The sequence below is a fragment of the Nonomuraea sp. NPDC050227 genome, assembly GCF_044459705.1.
Lineage (GTDB): Bacteria > Actinomycetota > Actinomycetes > Streptosporangiales > Streptosporangiaceae > Nonomuraea.
This window is the reverse complement of record NZ_JBITJF010000013.1, coordinates 225,892-243,353: the sequence shown is the minus strand read 5'-3', so window position 1 is coordinate 243,353 and position 17,462 is coordinate 225,892. Positions and strand designations below refer to the sequence as shown.

Sequence of the window (17,462 nt, the reverse complement as noted above, 5' to 3'; positions counted from 1 at the left end):
TGTTGTTCCCAACCTTGCCGATGTTCGCTCACGGCGATCGTAATGTTGTAAGTGATACCTGAGGGTGACGTCAGGATCAGACCTTGGTCTGACGTCCGGCCGCCCGCCTTTCCGTATCCTTGACCAGGTGAATCACCGTGCCCGGCGCTCGGCGCCCCTCGCCTCCCGGGGCGACGCGCGCACCGGCCCTCCGGAGTCGCCCGGAGGAGCGGCCGGGCGGTTCGCCGTGGCGCTGTGGCGGGCCTCGCTGGCCGTGCTGCGGCCCTTCACGCTCGCGTTGCTGACGGGCAGCGCCGATCCCCCGTCCCGGCCGCGTTCCCGGTGGCTGCGGATGCCGGTGCCCCGATGGCTGGCGCCGCTGGTCCCGGTGAAGACGTACAGCCTGTTGCAGATCGCCGAGCTCCTGCTGGGCGTGGAGCTGTTCGGCGTGACGCTGTCCACGACCCAGGAGTGGAACGAGCAGGCCGCCGCCACGCCCGGCGATCCCGCGCCGCTCTGGGGCGGCGCCGTCGTCCTCGCGGCCCTGGCCGCCGGCCTGCCCGTGGTGCTGCGCAACCGGTGGCCGCTGGCGGCCTGGCGGGCGGCCGCCGTGCTGACCCCCGTCGCCGTCTGCGCCAGCCTCACGATCGGGCAGGACGAGGGCTACGCGCCCTACCCGGTCGCGGTGGGGGTGGCGTACCTGCTGGCGCTCTATTCCGTGGGCGTGCGCTGCGATCGGCGGATCACGGTGGGGGCCGGGATCCTCACTGTCCTGTTGTGCCTGGCCGTCGACGTCGACTCGACGCCGGTGGTGGCCGGCGTGGCCGTGGTCGTCCTGCTGTTCGGCTACAACGTGCGCGCCCGGCGCAACGCCACGGCCCTGCTCATCGAGGAGGAGCGGCGCACCCGGCAGGCCGAGGGCGCGCAGGCGGTGCTGGAAGAGCGCGCCCGCATCGCCCGCGAGCTGCACGACGTGGTGGCCCACCACATGTCGGTGATCGCCATCCAGGCCGAGGCCGTGCCGCTCAGAGCCGCGGGCGACGCGTCCCAGCTGGAGGCGGGGCTGGCCGAGATCCGCGCGTTGTCCCTGGAGGCCATCAACGAGCTGCGCCAGGTCCTCGGCGTGCTGCGCGACCCCGAGGGCCGCACCGACACCGCGCCGCAGCCCGGCCTCGACCGGCTGGAGGAGCTGGTGGCCAACGCCCGCAACGCGGGGCTGACCGTGGCGGTCGACCGGCGGCGGTCGATCGGGCGGCTGTCGCCCGCGGTGGGGTTGTCGGCGTACCGGATCGTGCAGGAGTCGCTCAGCAACGCGATGCGGCACGCGCCGGGGTCGAGCGTCACCGTGGAGATCACCGCCGACGCCGGCACGCTGCGCCTGCGCGTCGCCAACGGCCCCGGCCACTCCCCCGCGGCGGCGCCCGGCGCGGGCCAGGGGCTGGTGGGCATGCGGGAACGCGCGGCGCTGCTCGGCGGCACGCTCGACGCCGGGCCCACGCGCGGCGGCGGTTACCAGGTGAGCGCCGCGTTGCCGACGGAACCGCCGGTCGAGTCATCAAGCGGGCCGGCCGCAGGGCTGCCGATCGAGGAGAGGGAGGGCGCCGCGTGATCCGCGTGCTGATCGCCGACGACCAGGGGATGGTCCGCACGGGGTTCACCGTGTTCCTGAGCGGCCAGCCGGACATCGAGGTCGTGGGCGAGGCGGCCGACGGCCGTGAGGCGGTGACGCGGGCCGTCGCGCTGAGCCCCGACGTGGTGCTGATGGACGTGCGCATGCCGGTCATGAACGGGCTGGAGGCGACCCGGGAGGTGCTGGCGGCGTGCCCGGCGTCGAAGGTGCTCATCCTGACCACGTTCGACCTCGACGACTACGTCTACGAGGCGCTGCGGGCGGGAGCCAGCGGGTTCCTGCTCAAGGACGCCTCGGCAGCCCAGCTCGCCGAGGCCGTCCGCGTGGTCGCCGCCGGCGACGCGCTCATCGCGCCGGCCATCACCAAGCGGCTGATCCACGAGTTCGCCCGGCTGGGCGGGCCCCGTCCGCCGTCGGGGAGGCGTCCGGAGGAGCTGACCGAACGCGAGACGGAGGTGCTGATCCTGGTCGCCCAGGCGATGTCCAACCAGGAGATCGCCCAGAAGCTGTTCGTGGCCGAGCAGACGGTCAAGACACATGTGGGCCGCGTGCTGACCAAACTGGGGCTGCGTGACCGCGCCCAGGCCATCGTCTTCGCCTACGAAACCGGCCTCGTCCGCCCCGGCGAGTAACCCGTCCCCGAACAAACACCCAGCGCTGGAACACGGACGGACATGAGGCCGGGGCGGCACCGAGCGCCACAGCACGACACCACAAGAGCCCAACATACGAGTACGGCGCTGCCCAGGGCACGACGAGCCGGCAAGCCCCCGGGACGCCGCACCGGCCGGAACGGGAGGACGGCGGTACGCCGACGCCCAGGTCAGCCGGCACAGGGAAACGACGGCACGAGGGATACCTACGGGAACGGCGAAGCCGAGAGGCACAGCGAGCCGGAGCAACCTCGGAAGCCGAGAGGCACAGCGAGCCGGAGCAACCTCGGAAGCCGAGAGGCACAGCGAGCCGGAGCGACCTGGGAACAGTGCGCTCACGGGGAGGGGCGTACGGCAGTACGACGGCGACCGGGGAGGCACGAGCCGTGCGCGATGTCGCGCAGCTGCGGAGCCACGGAGAGCACGGCCTTCTCGGTGACGGCGGCGGCGCCGATGGTCTTGCCGCGGCCGCGGCGTATTCGTGCCCTTGATGCCGCGATCACGGGCTGGGACGATCGAGGCGATGGACGACGCCGAACGTCTCGCGCTGACCGTGTTATGCGGCGAGTTGCCTGAGTTGCGTGCCGAATGTGCGCGCCAGTCCGAGCGCCATCAGCGGCTGCTCGGAGCCATCGAGGCCGCGGCCCGCGTGCGGCGGCCGATCATTCCCATGCTGGGGCAGTTGCTCGGGGGCGACGGATCCGGCGCCCTGCGCGCCCTCGGCAGCGCCCTGCCGGGCACCGGTCCCGGCAGGGCGCACGAGGAGGAGTTCGGCTGCCCGGACGGCGCGTGTGACCGGGTGGAGGTTCCCCTGCCCGGCGGGCCGATCCCGGTGTGCCGGGTGACCTTCGCGCCGATGCGGCCCAGGTAGCGGCCGTGGGTGATTTCTTCGCCGAGCTGGCCAAGAAGCTCGCCGAGCGATGGGTTTCGCTGCTGCTGCTTCCCGGAGTGTTGTTCCTCGCCGTCGCGGCGCTCGGCGTCCGGCTCGGGCACGCCCACGCCCTCGACGTGGATCTGGCGGCGAGGGAGGTGATCCGGTTCTCGGAGTGGTTCGCCCGGCGGCCTGCGGGGGGTCAGGTGGGACTGCTGGTCGCTGTGCTGGTGGCGACCGGCGGGGCCGGGCTGCTGGTGCAGGCGATGGCCGGGGTGACGCGTACGTTGTGGCTGGGTCAGTGGCCATGGCCGTTCGGCCGGCTGCGGAACACGCTCGTACGGCGAAGGCGCGACCGCTGGCATGCGCTGCTGAATCGACGCCGCACGCTCACCCGCGCTCACCCTGCCCCGACCAGGACTCCTGAGCAGCAGGAGCGGATCGACCAGGCGGCGGCCGAGGTCAATCGGATGGCCCTGGCCGAGCCGGGGCGGCCGACCTGGCTGGGGGACCGGATCCACGGTGCGGAGGCGGTCGCACGGGATCGCTACGGCCTCGATCTGCCCTTCGTCTGGCCGAGGTTGTGGGTGGTGCTGCCCGAGGCCGCGCGTGCCGATCTCGTGAACGCCGGCACCGCGCTGGCCACGGCGGTCGCCGTCGCCAGCTGGTCATGGCCGCTGGTCGCCCTCGCCTTCGTGTGGTGGCCCGCCGCCCTGATCGCGATCGTGGTCGGCGCCGCCGGATGGGCACGCGCCCGCGGCGCCGTGGCCGAGCTGGCGTTGCTCGTCGAGTCCGTCGTGGACCTGCACGGCCGTACGCTCGCGACGGCACTGGGCGTGGCCGACGAAGGCCATGCCGGGCCGCTCACCGTCGAGGAGGGCAGCCGGGTCACCGCTGTGGCACGGAAAGGACGCTGAGGTGGGAATCTCTGGTGTGCCGCAGGGCTTCCGGCTCTACCTGATCGCCCGCCGGATCCGCCGCCGCCTCGCGGCCTACGAACGTACCGGTGACGCGCGGACCGTGCTCGACGAGGACGCTCTCACGGACGCTTTACGGCTGTGGCACGGCGCGGTGCGGCGGAAGCCCTCGGACATGACCGGCTCGGAGCGGCAACGACTGCTCAAGGCACATATCGCCATCGGATGGCTCTTTCACGCCCGCTGGGTCGCCACCCGGTCGAACTTCGAGCTGTCCCAGGCCGCCTTCCACCTGACACCGGTCGCGCACATCCCCCGCGTGGTCCCCGAACTGCTACGGCCGCTGATCGGGCCCGACGCCGACCCCGAGGTCCAGGCCGGTACGGCGATGGCCATGCTCGCCGAGGCGCACACCACGTCCGAACCGTCGTACCTGACCGTCGTCATCACGCTGCTCTCCCAGGCGGCGGCCGGGACGCCGTCCGGCAGCCCGGAGCTGCCGCTGCTGCTCATGAACCTCGGCGTCGCCTTCCGCCACCGCTACCAGCGTCACGGTGATCCAACCGATCTCGACGCCGCGACCCTGGCCACGGAGGAGGCGCTGGGCCTGGTGAGCGAGTCGAGCGCCGAGTGGTTCGCGGCGGCCGCCAATCTTGTCGCGGTCTATCAGCAGCGATACGAGCTGCGTGGCGATGTGGCGGATCTGGACGAGGCGATCCGGCTGGGGGATCAAGTCGTGGACACCGCGCCGGGTGATCATCCGCTGCTGCTGGTCGCGGTCTCGTATCTTGGCATCGGGTACCAGCTGCGGTACCTGAGGGACGGCGGGCTGCCCGACCTGCTCCGGGCGATCACGCTGAGCGAGGTGTCGGTCGAGGCCACCCCGCCGGACGACCCGGACCGGCCGGGACGGTTGAACAACCTCAGCATCGCGTTGCTCCAGCATTACCAGCGCGGGGGTGGAGTGGCGAATCTCGACCGGGCCATCGAGCTGTCGGAGGAGAGCCTGGCGTCGGTGCCCGGCGATCATCCCGAGCGGGTGATCTACCTCAGGCAGCTCGCCGCCGTTCTGGCTCGGCGGCACGAGCACGGCGGGGATCCGGTGACCCTGGATCGCGCGATCGAGGCCGGTGAACAGGGGCTCGCGCTGGCGTCCGGCGGCGCGCTGGCGTCCGGGGGCGGCGCGCTCGCGTCCGGGGGCGCCGACCTGGCCGCCGGTGCCCCCCTGGCCGGTGCTGCGGACCTGGCCAAGCAGCTGGCGGACCTCGCCCATGGCTACTTGTGGCGGTACGAGCGCGACGGCGACGCCGCAGACCTGGCACGCGCGGCGGAACTCGCCCGGAGCGCCCTCCCGTTGCTGCCGGACGGCCACCCCGCCACCGCCGGGATCATCTCCGTGACCACCGACATCCACTCGGCACACCGCGCCGCTGGTTCCCCCTCGGTGACGATCGACGAGCTGCGGCGCCTCGCCGGGCTGGCCCGCGGCGCCGTCCGCTCGGTGCCCAGCCACAGCGTCCGCGCCTTCACCCAGCTGGCCACACTGGCTGTCGACCTCGGTGACCCGTCGCTCGCCGCCGACCTGTACGACGCGGCGGTCGCGCTGCTGCCCGCCGCGGTGTCCAGGCGCAACTCCCGCGTGGATCAGGAACAACGGGTCGCCGAGTACACGCACCTGGTGGGCGAGGCCGTCGCCGCCCATCTGGCCGCGGGCGATCCGGCGGGCGCCGTCGCCGTGGCGGAACAGGGCAGAGGCATCCTGCTGGCCGAAGAGGCCGACCTGCACGCCGACCTCACCGAACTGGAGGCACGCGACCCCGGGCTCGCCGCGCGCTTCCGGGACGTACGCGACAGGCTTCGCGCCACGTCACAGGTCCATCCAGGCGGCTTGATGGTGATCACCACCGATCTGGTCAACGACCGCACGCGGCTATGGGCGGAGTACGACGACCTGGTCAAGGAGATCCGGCGTGGGGCACCGCGCTTCCTCGGCCGTCCGGACCTGGCCGAACTGCGCGCCGCCACGGAGGGCGGCGCGGTGGTGCTGGTCAACTCGGCACGCACCCGTAGCGATGCGATCATCATCACGACCGGGGACATCACCCCGGTCGCGCTGCCCGGCCTTTCCTGGGACGACGTGGCGGAGCACGTGGCCGAACTGGTCATCTCCATCCGGGCATCTGCGAACGGAACGCTGACCGGCGCGCTGCGCATGCAGAGGGTGGTCAAGGAGACCCTGGAGTGGCTGTCGGCCACGATCGCCGGGCCCATCGCAGCCGCCCTGTCCGCAGTGGACCGGGTCTGGTGGCTGCCCATCGGCATGCTCGGCGTCCTCCCCCTGCACACGGCCCTTCCCGAACCTGTGGTGTCCTCCTACGCGCCGACGCTTCGCGCGCTCGCCCGGGCCAGGTCGCGGGCGCCGGCCACAGTACGCCGCCAGCTCACCGTCGCGGTCGGCAGCGCGCCCGCGCTGCCTGCTCTCACCTCCACGGCCGAGGAGGCGGAGGCCCTGCACCAGCACCACCCCGGAATCCTTCTCGTGGACGAGCACGCCACGACCGACCGGGTACTCGCCGAGTTGCCCGGCCGCACCTGGGCCCATTTCGCCTGCCACGCGGCCACCGACCTGGAGAAGCCGTCGCTGGGCGGCCTCGTCCTGCACGATGACCTGCTGCCCGTCGGTGCGATCGCCGCACTGCCCCTGGACCAGGCGGAACTGGCTTACCTGTCGGCCTGCTCGACCGCTTTCAGCGGGATCTTCCACGCCAACGAGTCGATCCATCTCGCGTCCGTGTTTCAGATGATCGGCTTCCGCCATGTCGTCGGCAGTCTGTGGCCCCTCGACGACGCGACGGCCGCGGCGGTTGCCCGCGAGTTCTACCGCGGCCTGCCCGGACCGGACGCTGACGACGCCGCCCGCGTGCTGCACCGCGTCATGCGCGACCTACGCCGTACCCACCCGGACAGACCTGATCTTTGGGCGGCACTCGTCCACCACGGCCCCTGACACCCCATGCCGGCGAGCCCTGACCTCATGGCATGCGCCTGGCCCTTTGGCTCAGGACGAGGCCCTTGGCCTTACGGCGCAGCTTCCCTTCGCGGTCGAGAGAGTGTGGCCGCGGGGCCGTGTTCACCATGGAGCCGCAGCTTGTGGAGTGGCCGTGGGCGGCCGACATGCGACGGTGTCACCATGGGGGCTGGAGACGATCGATTCTTGGAGGGAGGAGGCGTGGGGGCTGGCCCGGGGCGCAGGGTTCCGGGCGGTCGGCCGCGCGTGCCCCATGGATCCCCTTGAGCTCTTCCATCAGGTGGCCGCCACCGTGCCCGCCTACCGTTCGTTCCTGGCCGAGCACGGTGTCGAGCCGGCGAGCGTCACCGATCTGGAGCGCTTCAGCCGGCTGCCGATGACGTCCAAGGACACCTACATCCGCCGTCACCCGCTCCCCGACCTCTGCCGGGACGGCGTGATCGGGGACATGATCGCCGTGTCCTCGGGCTCGACGGGGACGCCGTCGTTCTGGCCGCGCTCGGTGGCGGACGAGCGGGTGATCGCGTCCCGCTTCGAGGAGGTCTTCCGGGACTCCTTCGGGGCCCGCGAACGCCGTACGCTGGCCGTGGTCTGTTTCGCCCTGGGCACCTGGGTGGGCGGCCTGTTCACCATCGAGTGCTGTCGTCACCTGGCCGAACGCGGCTACCCGATCACCGTCGTCGCGCCGGGCACCGACCGCAGGGAGATCGCCCGGGTGCTGCCGGAGCTGGCGCCGCACTTCGACCAGGTGGTCCTGCTGGGCTATCCGCCGTTCCTGAAGAACGTCATCGACACCGAGCCGCTCCCCTGGGCCGACTGGAACGTCAAGCTGGTCACGGCGGGCGAGGTGTTCAGCGAGGAGTGGCGCACGCTGGTGGCCGAGCGGGCCGGGATCGCCGACCCGGTGCGCGGGATCGCCTCGCTGTACGGCACCGCGGACGCCGGGGTGCTCGGCAACGAGACGCCGCTCTCGGTCGAGCTGCGCCGGTTCCTGTCCGGCCGCCCGGACACGGCCAGGGAGCTGTTCGGGGAGTCCCGGCTGCCGACCCTGGTGCAGTACGACCCGCGGGTGCGCTTCTTCGAGGAGCACGAGGGCACGCTGCTGTTCTCCGGCGACAACGGCGTGCCGCTGATCCGGTACCACATCGCCGACGAGGGCGGCGTGATCCCGTACGAGCGCATGCTGGAGTTCGCCGAGCGGCACGGTTTCCGGTCGGACGTCGCCGGCCCGCGACATCCGTTCGTCTACGTGTTCGGCCGGAGCCATTTCACGCTGTCGTACTACGGCGCGAACGTCTACCCGGAGAACATCGCGGTGGGGCTGGAGCAGCCGGAGGTCAGCGGGTCGGTGACGGGCAAGTTCGTGATGGAGGCGGCCGAGGACGCCGACCACGACCGGCACCTGACGGTCACGGTGGAGCTGATGCCCGGCGAGAAGCCTGCCGACGAGGTCGCCCAGGCGGTGGGCGCCTCGATCCTGGCTCAGCTGCTGCGGCTGAACAGCGAGTTCGCGAACTATGTGCCGGTGGCGCAGCAGATGCCGTTCATCCGGTTGCGCGAGGCCGGGGACTCCGAGTACTTCCCGCCCGGAGCCAAGCACCGGTACACCCGCTGAGGAGGGTTCAGGCCCGAGTACGCCCGTTCAGGCTCCGGCGGAGTCCGCGTCGAGGGTGCGGCGGACGACGACGAGCGCCACGTCGTCCTCGCGCGCCCCGAACGCCGCCAGCATGCGCTCGGCGAACTCCTCCAGGTCGTCCTCGACGGTCTCGGCGAGCTGCCTGGCCTTCTCCATGCTGTCGTCGAGCAGGATGTGCCGGTCCTCCAGCAGGCCGTCGGTGAACAGCATCATCGTGCCGCCGGGCGGCAGCTTGAGCCGGTCCACCTGGTACCGCTCGGGCACCGCGCCGAGCAGCAGGTTGCCCAGCGTGTGGTACGAGCTGCCGGGCCCGGCGAACAGCGGTGGCATGTGCCCGGCGTTGGCCAGCTCGATCTCGCCGGTGGCCGGGTCGATGAGCATCAGGCACACGGTGGCGGTCAGGCCCCGGTGGTAGCGCCGCATCATCTGGTTGAGCAGGTCGAGGGAGGCGCTCAGGTCGACCTGGGCGATGAGCGAGGCGCGCAGGGCGTGGCGCACCTCGGCCATGACGGTCGCGGCGTGCAGGGAGTGGCCCTCCACGTCGCCGACGGCGATCAGCACGCGTCCGTCGACCTGCAGCACCTCGTAGAAGTCGCCGCCGACCTCGACGTTGTCCACGGCGGGCTGGTAGCGCAGCGCGACCTGCAGGCCCGGCACCTCGGGGATGCGGCTGGGCAGCAGGCTGCGCTGCAGGGTCAGCGCGATGTCGTGCTCCTCGGTGTAGGCGCGCAGCGCGCCCAGCGCCAGGGCCAGCTCCTGGCCGAGCTGGCGCAGCAGGTTCACCTCGTCGGCGTCGAGCGGCGAGACGGCCTCGACGCCCAGGTAGACCGGCGACGGGGAGTTCTTGGTGCGGCAGAGCACGCCGGTGGTGGAGTCCTCGGCGCGCACGTCGGGCAGCAGGCCCTCCCATTCGCTGGTGGCCAGGGTGAACACCCGGGCCCTGGCGGCGTCCTTCAGCGTCCGCTCGGACAGGCGTTCCAGCACGTCGGGGGCGGCGGGCTGGACACTGGCCGGCTCGCCGGGACGGGCGCGGAAGCGCCGGACCCGCCCGTCGGGCAGCATGGCGAGCGTGCCGCTGTAGCGGCCGAGCACCTCGGCGGTGCCCTCGACGGCCACGGTCAGCAGCTCGTCGAACGTCTCGGCCTCGTTCATCCGCAACGTCACCTCGGCGAGCTTGGCCAGGCGCTCGGCCATCAGCTCGGCCCGCCAGCGCGCCCGGTAGTAGCGCAGCATGGCCTCGACGGTCGCGGCGAACTCGGTGGGCTCGATGGGCTCGCTCAGGTAGGCGTCGGCGCCGCGTTCCAGCCCCTCGGTGCGGTCGGCGGGGGTGATCGCGTTGGCCGACACCTGGATGACGGGGATGGAGGCGGTGGCCGGGTTGGCCTTGATCAGCTCGCAGACCTCGTAGCCGTTGATGTCGGGCAGTCGGACGTCGAGGACGACCAGGTCGACCTGGTTGGCGGCGAGCAGGGCGAGGGCCTCCTCGCCGCCCCTGGCCTCCAGCACCTGGTGCCCCGACCGTCGTAGCCAGCTCGACAGGATGTAGCGCTTGGTGGGGGTGTCGTCCACCACCAGCACGCGTGCGGACTCAGACATTCTGGTCCTCTCCAGCACCGCCGTTCTCGCCCTGGCGGGCGCTGCGGATGGCCTGCAGGAGTTGTTCCCTGCGCAGCCCGTGCTTGGACAGTACCGGCCGGTTGCCGGGAGCGTGTTGCGGAGCGATGGTCACGATGACGACCGGGATGTCGCTCAGCCGCTCGTCCTCGGCCATCTGGTGCAGCAGCACGTGACCGTCCACGCGGGGCATGAGCAGGTCGACCAGGATCACGTCGGGCGGGGAGGCGGCCATGACCTCCAGCGCGGCGGCGCCGTCGGCGGCCTCGTCCACGTGCACGGTGAAGCCGTAGAGCATGCGGCGGGCGGTGGCGCGGAAGACCTCGTCGTCGTCGGCGATCAGCACGCGCTGGACCTCGGGCGTGCCGCTCTGGTGCGGCAGCCGCAGGGTGGCGGTGGTGCCCTCGCCCGGGGTGCTGGTGAGATCCAGCGTGCCGCCCAGGGCCTCGGTGAGCCTGCGCGCGTACGGCAGGCCGAGGCCGGTGCCCTTGGCCCTGACCTGGAGCGAGCCGGGAACCTGGTAGAAGTCCTCGAACACGCGCGTCAAGTGTTCCTCCGAGATGCCGATGCCGGTGTCCGTGACCGTGATGACGATCTCGCCCTTGGCTTCGTCGGCATGCGCGGCCAGCACTACCTGCCCGCTTTGAGTGAATTTGAGCGCGTTCGACAGCAAGTTGCGCAGAATTCTGATCAGCATGCTCTCGTCGGCGTACAGCTCGGTGGCCTCCGGCGTGATCTCGTGGCTCAGCGTCACGCCGGCGCGCTCGCTCGTCGGCCGCATCGTGACGTGCAACTGCCCGGCCATCCGCGCCAGGTTGACCAGCGTGGGCTGCGGGTCCAGGCGGCCGGACTCGGCCTTGGCCATGTCGAGCAGCTCGCTGACGAGTTCGAGCAGCGTCTGCGCCGAGTCGCCGATCAGCCCGATCTGGTGGGCCTGCTCCTCGGTCAGCGGCTCGCCGCCCTGGCCGGTCAGCAGCCGGACCAGGCCGATGACGGAGTTCAGCGGGGTGCGCAGCTCGTGGCTGACGGTGGCCCAGAACCGGTTGCGCGCGTCGATCGTCTCGCGGAGCTGGGCGGACTTCTCGTCCAGCTCGGCGTACAGGGCGACGACTCCCCTGTTGGTCTCCTCCAGCTCGGCCGAGAGCTGGTTGTACATGGCCAGCACGCCGGTGTTGGTCTCCTGCAGCTCGGAGTTGAGCCGCAGCACGTCCTCCAGGGTCTCGGCCAGCTCCCTGTTCTGCTCGCGCAGCTCCTCCAGCGCGCTGATCGGCGCCAGCCTGGCGAGGTCGGCGCGGACGGCCTCCAACGGGAGGGCGGTCACCCGCGGCCGCAGCCGCTTGGTGAGCGTGACGTGGCCGTCGCCGAGGGCGATGTCGTCGACCAGCCGGCCGGCCAGCGTCACGCCTTCGGAGCGGTCCAAGCCGGAGGGCCTGGCGTGGTGGATGGTGATCGCGAGCACGTCGCGGCCGAGGGTGATCACGGCGGCGGCGCCCTTGCCGAAGGCCTCCCTGCCCACCTCGCTGAGGGCGGTGGCGACCCGGATCTGGTCCTGGGACTCCAGCCCGACCAGCTCGGCCGCGGCCCGGCCGAGACGGCGCAGGACGAAGACGTCCTGGTCGGTGTCGAGCCTGACCCTGATGAGCTCAGTCGCCGCCATTGCCGGGCCTCACCGTCACCACGCAGGCGTCGTCACGCCTGCTGCCCGCCTCGCGCAGCAGGCCCGCGGCGATGACCGCGGGGGTGCGCGCGAACAGCCCCGGCACGTTCCCGGGGTCCCATCGGTCGGTCAGGCCGTCGGAGTGCATCACGACGGTGGCGTACGGGGGGATCTTGTACTCGTACTGGCGGAGCGTGCGTCCCTGGTGACCGGCGATGCCGGGCAGCGAGATCATGCCCTGCCGGCCGCCGGCGTCGGCGACCCAGCCGGAGACGTTGCCCAGCCCGGCGTAGGTGACGGTGTCCCGGCCGACCCGGGCGACCGCGACGGCGCCGCCGCGGGTCCCGCTCAGCCCGCGGTGCAGGTGTTCCAGGATCGACAGCGGCTCCTGGTCCTGGACCTGCGCGAACAGCTCGATGGCGGTCTGCGCGGCGATGGCGGCGATGTGGCCGTGGCCGAGGCCGTCGCACAGCAGCACCGTGGTGCTCTCGCCGTTCTCGGCGATGGCGTAGCCGTCACCGCAGCTCACCTCGTCGCCGATCGGCCGGGTCAGGCCGCTGGCGCGCAGCGGAGGGCCGGGCGCGCCCTCGGCGGTGAAATGCATGACGAGCACAGTGCCCATGCCGGGCACCGAGTGAACGTCGTATCCGGTGGCGATGCGGGCGATGGCCCCCATGCCGATGCCGAGCGTGCCGGAGGTGGAGTAGCCGTCGCGCAGGGCGCGGGCCACGTCGGCCATGCCGGGGCCCTTGTCCACCGCGACGAGCTCCACGCCGGCCGGGGCCTCGGGGTGCGGCCGCACCAGGACGACGCCCTCCACGGCGTGCTTGACCAGGTTGGAGACCGCCTCGCTGACGGCCACGGCCGTCTGCCCGGTGCGGGTGGTGTCGAAGCCGGCCGCCTCGGCCAGCTCGACCGCCCGCCGCCGGACGGCGCCGACGGCACTCGGGTCCTCGGCGCGCACCCAGGCCGGATTCACCTCGCCCACTTGGTCACCGTCACGGTCGTACCCTTCCCGGGGGCGGAGATCAGGTCGAACTCGTCGACCAGCCGGCGGGAGCCGCCGAGGCCGAGGCCCATGCCGCCACCGGTGGTGAAACCGTCGGTGAGCGCCTTGTCCAGGTCGGGGATGCCGGGGCCCTCGTCGCTGAAGACCAGCTTCAGGCCCCGTTTCCGGCCGTTCTCGACGAGGTCGATGCGCACGTCACCGCCGCCGGCGTAGACGAGCGCGTTGCGGGCCAGCTCGCTGGCCGCCGTGACGATCTTGGTCTGGTCCACGAGGGAGAGCCCTGCCTCGATCGCGAGGGTCCGCACGATCTGCCGGACCATCACGACGTCCGCGCTGCCCGCGATCGTCATCGTCTCGGTCACGTGGCGGCGCCCCTGACGTGGTCGAGCAGCGCCACTCCCTTCTCCAGGTTCAGCGCCGTGCGCACGCCGCCCAGCGACAGGCCGAGCTCGACCAGGGTGATCGCCACCGCGGGACGCATGCCGACGACCACGGTCTGGGCGTCCAGCATGCGGCACATGGTGGCGATGGTGGCCAGCATGCGGCCGATGAAGGAGTCGACGATCTCGACCGCGGTGATGTCGATGATCACACCTCTGGCCCCGGTGGCGACGACCCGCTCGGCCAGGTCCTCCTGGAGGGCCAGCACGCTCTGGTCCTCCAGGTCGATCTGGATGGAGACGATCAGGATGTCGCCGAGCTTGAGTACGGGCACCCGGTCCATCAGGCGCCCTCCGCCCGGACGGCGATGCGGGCGTGCTTGGACTGCGTCACCTGCACGCCGCTGCGCTTGAAGGCGTGGGCGAGGGCGTCGGCCAGCGACGCCTTGGTGACGATGTCGCCGAACTCGATGCCGAGCGTGACGATGGTGTGCGCGATCTGCGGGCGGATGCCGGAGATGACGCATTCGGCGCCCATCAGCCTGGCGGCCACCACGGTCTTGAGGAGGTGCTGGGCCACCTGGGTGTCCACGGCGGGCACGCCGGTGATGTCGATCACAGCGTGCTCGGCGCCGGTGTCGACCAGGGTCTGCAGCAGCTTCTCCATCACGACCTGGGTCCTGGCGGAGTCGAGGGTGCCGATCAGCGGCACGGCGACGATGCCCTCCCAGAGCTTGACCACCGGGGTGGACAGTTCGAGCAGCTGCTCGGCCTGGTCCAGGATGATCTTCTCGCGGGCGTCGGCGAAGGTCTCGAAGGTGAGCAGGCCGAGGTCGTCGATGAGCCGGGAGAACCAGATGAAGCCGCGCAGGGCCTCGGGCTCGCCGTCGGCCTCGACGACTTCGTACAGGGCCTCCTTGAGCCCGAAGACCGCGCGGGCGGTGTCGGCGGGCTGGTGGCCGGCGCGGGCGCGGGTGCGGGAGAGCTCCGCGAGCAGCCCGCGGACGTCGGCGAGGTCTCCCTTGCCCTGATCGAGCGAGGACCGCAGGGCGCGGTAGATGTCGAGAAGCTCGTCCGACGGGGCCTTGGCGAGCTGCACCCAACGGGCGAGGATCTGCTCCTCGTGCTCACGGAGCAGCTCTTCGATGCGTCGCCTGGCGACGTCGGCTTGGACGGTCAAGGATCACTCCTGGGTTGGCTAGCGAGTGACGGTGTCACCGTATGTTAGAGCGATTTTTCCAGGTAGCGGACCGTTTGACGCCCGCCACTGTGCGCGACGGACGGCCCCGCCAGGCCCGCCCCCTTGAGCCCCGCCTTCCTGGGTAGATGAACGGCGGAGGCGAGTTTTGCTGACATGCTGTCGCCATCACCTTGACGGAGCCTCCGAGGGTTGTGACACTGTGTCAGAAACATTCGCGCGAGTTGGGGAAGTGCTGTGACGACGTCGTTCTCCGAGACCTTGAGGGCCGCCACCTGGGGCGACCACGAGTCGGCCGAGTCCGAGGGCTACCTCGCCGAGCTGATGAGCGGCCGGTTGACCGAGCACGAGTACGGCGAGATGGTCGCCCAGCACTACTTCGCCTACCTCGCCCTCGACGGCGTCTCCAAGGAGCTGGCCGCCCACCCGGTCGCCGGTCGCTTTGTCTTCCCCGAGCTGTACCGCGAGCCCGCCCTGGAACGCGACCTGGCCACCATCTACGGCCCCGCCTGGCGCGAGCGCGTCGCCCCCTCCAAGGCCACCCGGACCCTCCAGGCCCGCATCCACCAGATGACCGACTGGCCCGGCGGCTACGTCGCCCACCACTACACCCGATACCTCGGCGACCTGTCGGGCGGCCAGTTCATCCGCATGGAACTGCAGAAGATCTTCGGCTACCGGGCCGGCGGCGGCGTCGACTTCTACATCTTCGACGAGGTCGGCAGCCTGCCGCGGTTCAAGACCGAGTACCGGGCCCGGCTCGACGCCCTCGGCGCGGAGCTCGACGAGCGCGAGCGGCAGCGGATCATCGGCGAGGTGCGGCTGGCCTACCAGCTCAACACCGAGGTCCTGGCCGAGCTCATGCACGTCGTCAGGGCCGCGGCGTAGCAGCCTGCGCCGGGTCGTCGCCGCCGTCCGGCGCCTGGGCCAGGACGGCCAGGCGCGTGGGCAGCCGCGGCGGGCGCTCGGCCCGGCCCTCGCCCGAGGCCAGCCGGTAGGGCACCAGGGTGACCATGACCCCGGGGAGCAGCAGCAGCCGGTCCCGCAGCCGGGCGGTCAGCCGGTTGTGCAGGGCCGGCTCCCACCAGCGGCCGGTGACGTAGTCGACGATGTAGACGGTCACGATCTGGTCGGGGTGCAGGGCCAGCCAGTCGCGTACGTGCCGCAGGATCGGGCCCACGGCGGTCCGGTAGGGCGCCTCGATCATCCTCAGCGGCACGGAGGAGGGCGCGTAGTGCTCCCAGCCCTCGCGCAGCTCACGGGTCGCCTCCTCGTCGGTGCACACGTGCACCGCCTCCAGCCCGGCCGGGCGGGTGGCCGCGGCGTAGGCGACCGCCTGGAGCGCGGGGCTGCCCAGCCGGGAGACCAGCACCATGGCGTGGGCGCCGCCCGGCAGCTCGACGGGCGTGTCCGGCGTGGTGGCCGCCCGTACCTGGTCGTAGTGCCGCCTGATGCCCTTCATGAGCGCGAACAGGCCCGGGATGGCCAGGCAGACCAGCCACGCGCCGTTGGCGAACTTGGTGACCAGCACGATCACCAGGACGGCGGCGGTCACCGTCGCGCCGGTCGCGTTGACGGCCTGGCGCCGCCGCACGCCGGGCGAGCGCGGGCCGGTCCGCTGCCAGTGCCGCACCATGCCGGCCTGGCTCAGCGTGAAGGAGATGAAGACGCCGATGATGTAGAGCTGGATGAGCCGGGAGCTGTTGGCGTCGAAGACGACGAGCAGCACGGCCGCGGCCGTCGCGAGCAGCAGGATGCCGTTGCTGAAGACCAGCCGGTCGCCGCGCTTGTGCAGCTGGCTGGACAGGTAGGAGTCGGCGGACAGGATCGAGGCCAGCATGGGGAAGCCGTTGTAGGCGGTGTTGGCCGCCATGATCAGGATCGCCGCGGTGCTGGCCTGGAGGAAGGCGTACAGGACGCCGCGGCCGAGCACGGCGTCGCCGATCTGGGCCAGGGCGGTGGGCTCGACGTACCCGGCGGGCATCCCGGCGAGCCGGCCGGGGTGGTCGGGGTCGGTCATCCGGACGTGGGTGAGCAGGGCCAGCACGGTGATGCCGGAGAACATGGTGACCGACAGCACGCCCATGATCGCCAGGGTGTTCGCCGCGTTCCTGCTCTTGGGCCGGCGGAAGGCGGGCACGCCGTTGCTGACCGCCTCCACCCCGGTCAGCGCCGTGCAGCCGGAGGCGAACGCGCGCAGCACCAGGAAGACGGCGACGAAGCCGACGGGCTGGTAGAGCGGCTCGATGGTGAAGCCGGCGCTGACCGCCCGGGGATGCTCGCCGGCCAGCAGCCGCCAGGCGGCGACCAGGAACATCAGGTAGACCGCGGCGATGAAGGCGTAGGTGGGCACCGCGAACCCGCGGCCGGACTCGCGGGTGCCGCGCAGGTTGACCAGGGTGAGCAGCGCGACGCAGGCCACGCTCAGCGGCGCCGACCAGCGGTTCAGACCGGGCGCGTAGGAGGTGATGGCGTCCACCCCGGCGGCGACGGAGACGGCGACGGTCAGCACGTAGTCGACCAGCAGCGCGCTGGCGGCGACCAGGCTGGCGTTGACGCCCAGGTTCTCCCGGCTGACGACGTACGCGCCGCCGCCGCCCGGGTAGGCGTAGCAGGTCTGCCGGTAGGACACGATGATGATCACCAGCATGGCCACGATGGCCAGGGCGATCCAGCCGGTCACGTGCAGCAGGGCGAGGCCGCCCAGGGTGAGGGCCATGATGATCTGCTCGGTCGCGTACGCCACCGACGAGATCGGGTCGCTGCAGAAGACCGGCAGCGCCAGCCGCTTGGGCAGGAGCTGCCGTTCCAGGTGCTGGGTCCGCAGCGGCCGGCCGACCAGGGCCCGCTTGGCCCGCTCCCACGGGGAGGCGGTGGTCATGGGCGTTCC

Annotated in this window: 15 protein-coding genes; 7 read left to right on the top strand and 8 right to left on the bottom strand. The window is 71.8% G+C overall.

Translation table 11 applies throughout. From position 1 onward, the window contains the following. Nucleotides 1-127 precede the first annotated feature (127 nt). Nucleotides 128-1,588 (top strand): sensor histidine kinase, encoded by a 1,461-nt coding sequence (locus ACIBK9_RS40895; protein ID WP_397164262.1) that lies wholly within the window; start codon nt 128-130, stop codon nt 1,586-1,588. Then, entirely contained in the window at nt 1,585-2,241 is a 657-nt protein-coding gene (locus tag ACIBK9_RS40890) for a response regulator transcription factor (RefSeq protein ID WP_358293127.1), read from the top strand. Before ACIBK9_RS40895 ends, ACIBK9_RS40890 begins: the two co-directional genes overlap by 4 nt. 356 nt (nt 2,242-2,597) lie before the next feature. On the opposite strand, the gene ACIBK9_RS40885 is transcribed toward ACIBK9_RS40890, so the two are convergent. After that, on the bottom strand, nt 2,598-2,765 hold the full coding sequence (locus ACIBK9_RS40885; protein WP_397164260.1) for a hypothetical protein: 168 nt from the start codon (nt 2,763-2,765) through the stop codon (nt 2,598-2,600). A 20-nt stretch (nt 2,766-2,785) separates the two neighbouring features. Here ACIBK9_RS40885 and ACIBK9_RS40880 point away from each other — a divergent pair, with 20 nt between their 5' ends. The 4 genes from ACIBK9_RS40880 (at nt 2,786) to ACIBK9_RS40865 (ending at nt 8,693) form a co-directional block, all read left to right on the top strand. After that, entirely contained in the window at nt 2,786-3,133 is a 348-nt protein-coding gene (locus ACIBK9_RS40880; protein ID WP_397164259.1) for a hypothetical protein, read from the top strand. Between the two features lie 5 nt (nt 3,134-3,138). Next, complete coding sequence (locus ACIBK9_RS40875; protein WP_397164257.1) at nt 3,139-4,050, top strand: hypothetical protein; 912 nt, start codon at nt 3,139-3,141, stop codon at nt 4,048-4,050. Nucleotide 4,051: 1 nt separating this feature from the next. Continuing rightward, nucleotides 4,052-7,057 carry a CHAT domain-containing protein gene (locus tag ACIBK9_RS40870; RefSeq protein ID WP_397164256.1) on the top strand — a complete coding sequence of 1,002 codons (3,006 nt, stop codon included), beginning with the start codon at nt 4,052-4,054 and terminating at the stop codon, nt 7,055-7,057. A gap of 274 nt (nt 7,058-7,331) precedes the next feature. Beyond that, nucleotides 7,332-8,693: a phenylacetate--CoA ligase family protein gene (locus ACIBK9_RS40865; RefSeq protein ID WP_397164255.1), complete on the top strand. Its 1,362-nt coding sequence runs from the start codon at nt 7,332-7,334 to the stop codon at nt 8,691-8,693. 27 nt (nt 8,694-8,720) lie between these two features. Here ACIBK9_RS40865 and ACIBK9_RS40860 read toward each other — a convergent pair whose 3' ends face one another. From ACIBK9_RS40860 to ACIBK9_RS40835, 6 genes are read right to left on the bottom strand one after another with little or no spacing between them, the layout of a single operon-like run. Beyond that, entirely contained in the window at nt 8,721-10,310 is a 1,590-nt protein-coding gene (locus ACIBK9_RS40860; protein ID WP_397164254.1) for a SpoIIE family protein phosphatase, read from the bottom strand. Next, nucleotides 10,303-11,985 (bottom strand): hybrid sensor histidine kinase/response regulator, encoded by a 1,683-nt coding sequence (locus ACIBK9_RS40855; protein ID WP_397164252.1) that lies wholly within the window; start codon nt 11,983-11,985, stop codon nt 10,303-10,305. Before ACIBK9_RS40855 ends, ACIBK9_RS40860 begins: the two co-directional genes overlap by 8 nt. Further along, the gene (locus ACIBK9_RS40850; RefSeq protein ID WP_397164250.1) at nt 11,972-12,973 is read right to left on the bottom strand and encodes an ATP-binding protein; all 1,002 of its coding nucleotides are present in this window, start codon (nt 12,971-12,973) and stop codon (nt 11,972-11,974) included. Before ACIBK9_RS40850 ends, ACIBK9_RS40855 begins: the two co-directional genes overlap by 14 nt. Further along, a complete protein-coding gene (locus tag ACIBK9_RS40845) occupies nt 12,961-13,344 on the bottom strand; it encodes an anti-sigma regulatory factor (protein WP_358011053.1) in 384 nt (127 codons plus the stop codon). The genes ACIBK9_RS40850 and ACIBK9_RS40845 overlap by 13 nt, the downstream gene beginning before the upstream one ends. A gap of 8 nt (nt 13,345-13,352) precedes the next feature. Further along, entirely contained in the window at nt 13,353-13,718 is a 366-nt protein-coding gene (locus ACIBK9_RS40840) for an STAS domain-containing protein (RefSeq protein ID WP_221762408.1), read from the bottom strand. Further along, nucleotides 13,718-14,554: an STAS domain-containing protein gene (locus tag ACIBK9_RS40835; RefSeq protein ID WP_397164249.1), complete on the bottom strand. Its 837-nt coding sequence runs from the start codon at nt 14,552-14,554 to the stop codon at nt 13,718-13,720. The genes ACIBK9_RS40840 and ACIBK9_RS40835 overlap by 1 nt, the downstream gene beginning before the upstream one ends. Nucleotides 14,555-14,809: 255 nt before the next feature. Here ACIBK9_RS40835 and ACIBK9_RS40830 point away from each other — a divergent pair, with 255 nt between their 5' ends. Beyond that, on the top strand, nt 14,810-15,460 hold the full coding sequence (locus ACIBK9_RS40830) for a biliverdin-producing heme oxygenase (RefSeq protein ID WP_352354231.1): 651 nt from the start codon (nt 14,810-14,812) through the stop codon (nt 15,458-15,460). Here ACIBK9_RS40830 and ACIBK9_RS40825 read toward each other — a convergent pair. After that, nucleotides 15,444-17,453, bottom strand: a complete 2,010-nt coding sequence (locus ACIBK9_RS40825) for an APC family permease (protein ID WP_397164247.1) — start codon at nt 17,451-17,453, stop codon at nt 15,444-15,446. The genes ACIBK9_RS40830 and ACIBK9_RS40825 overlap by 17 nt on opposite strands. Nucleotides 17,454-17,462 lie beyond the last annotated feature (9 nt).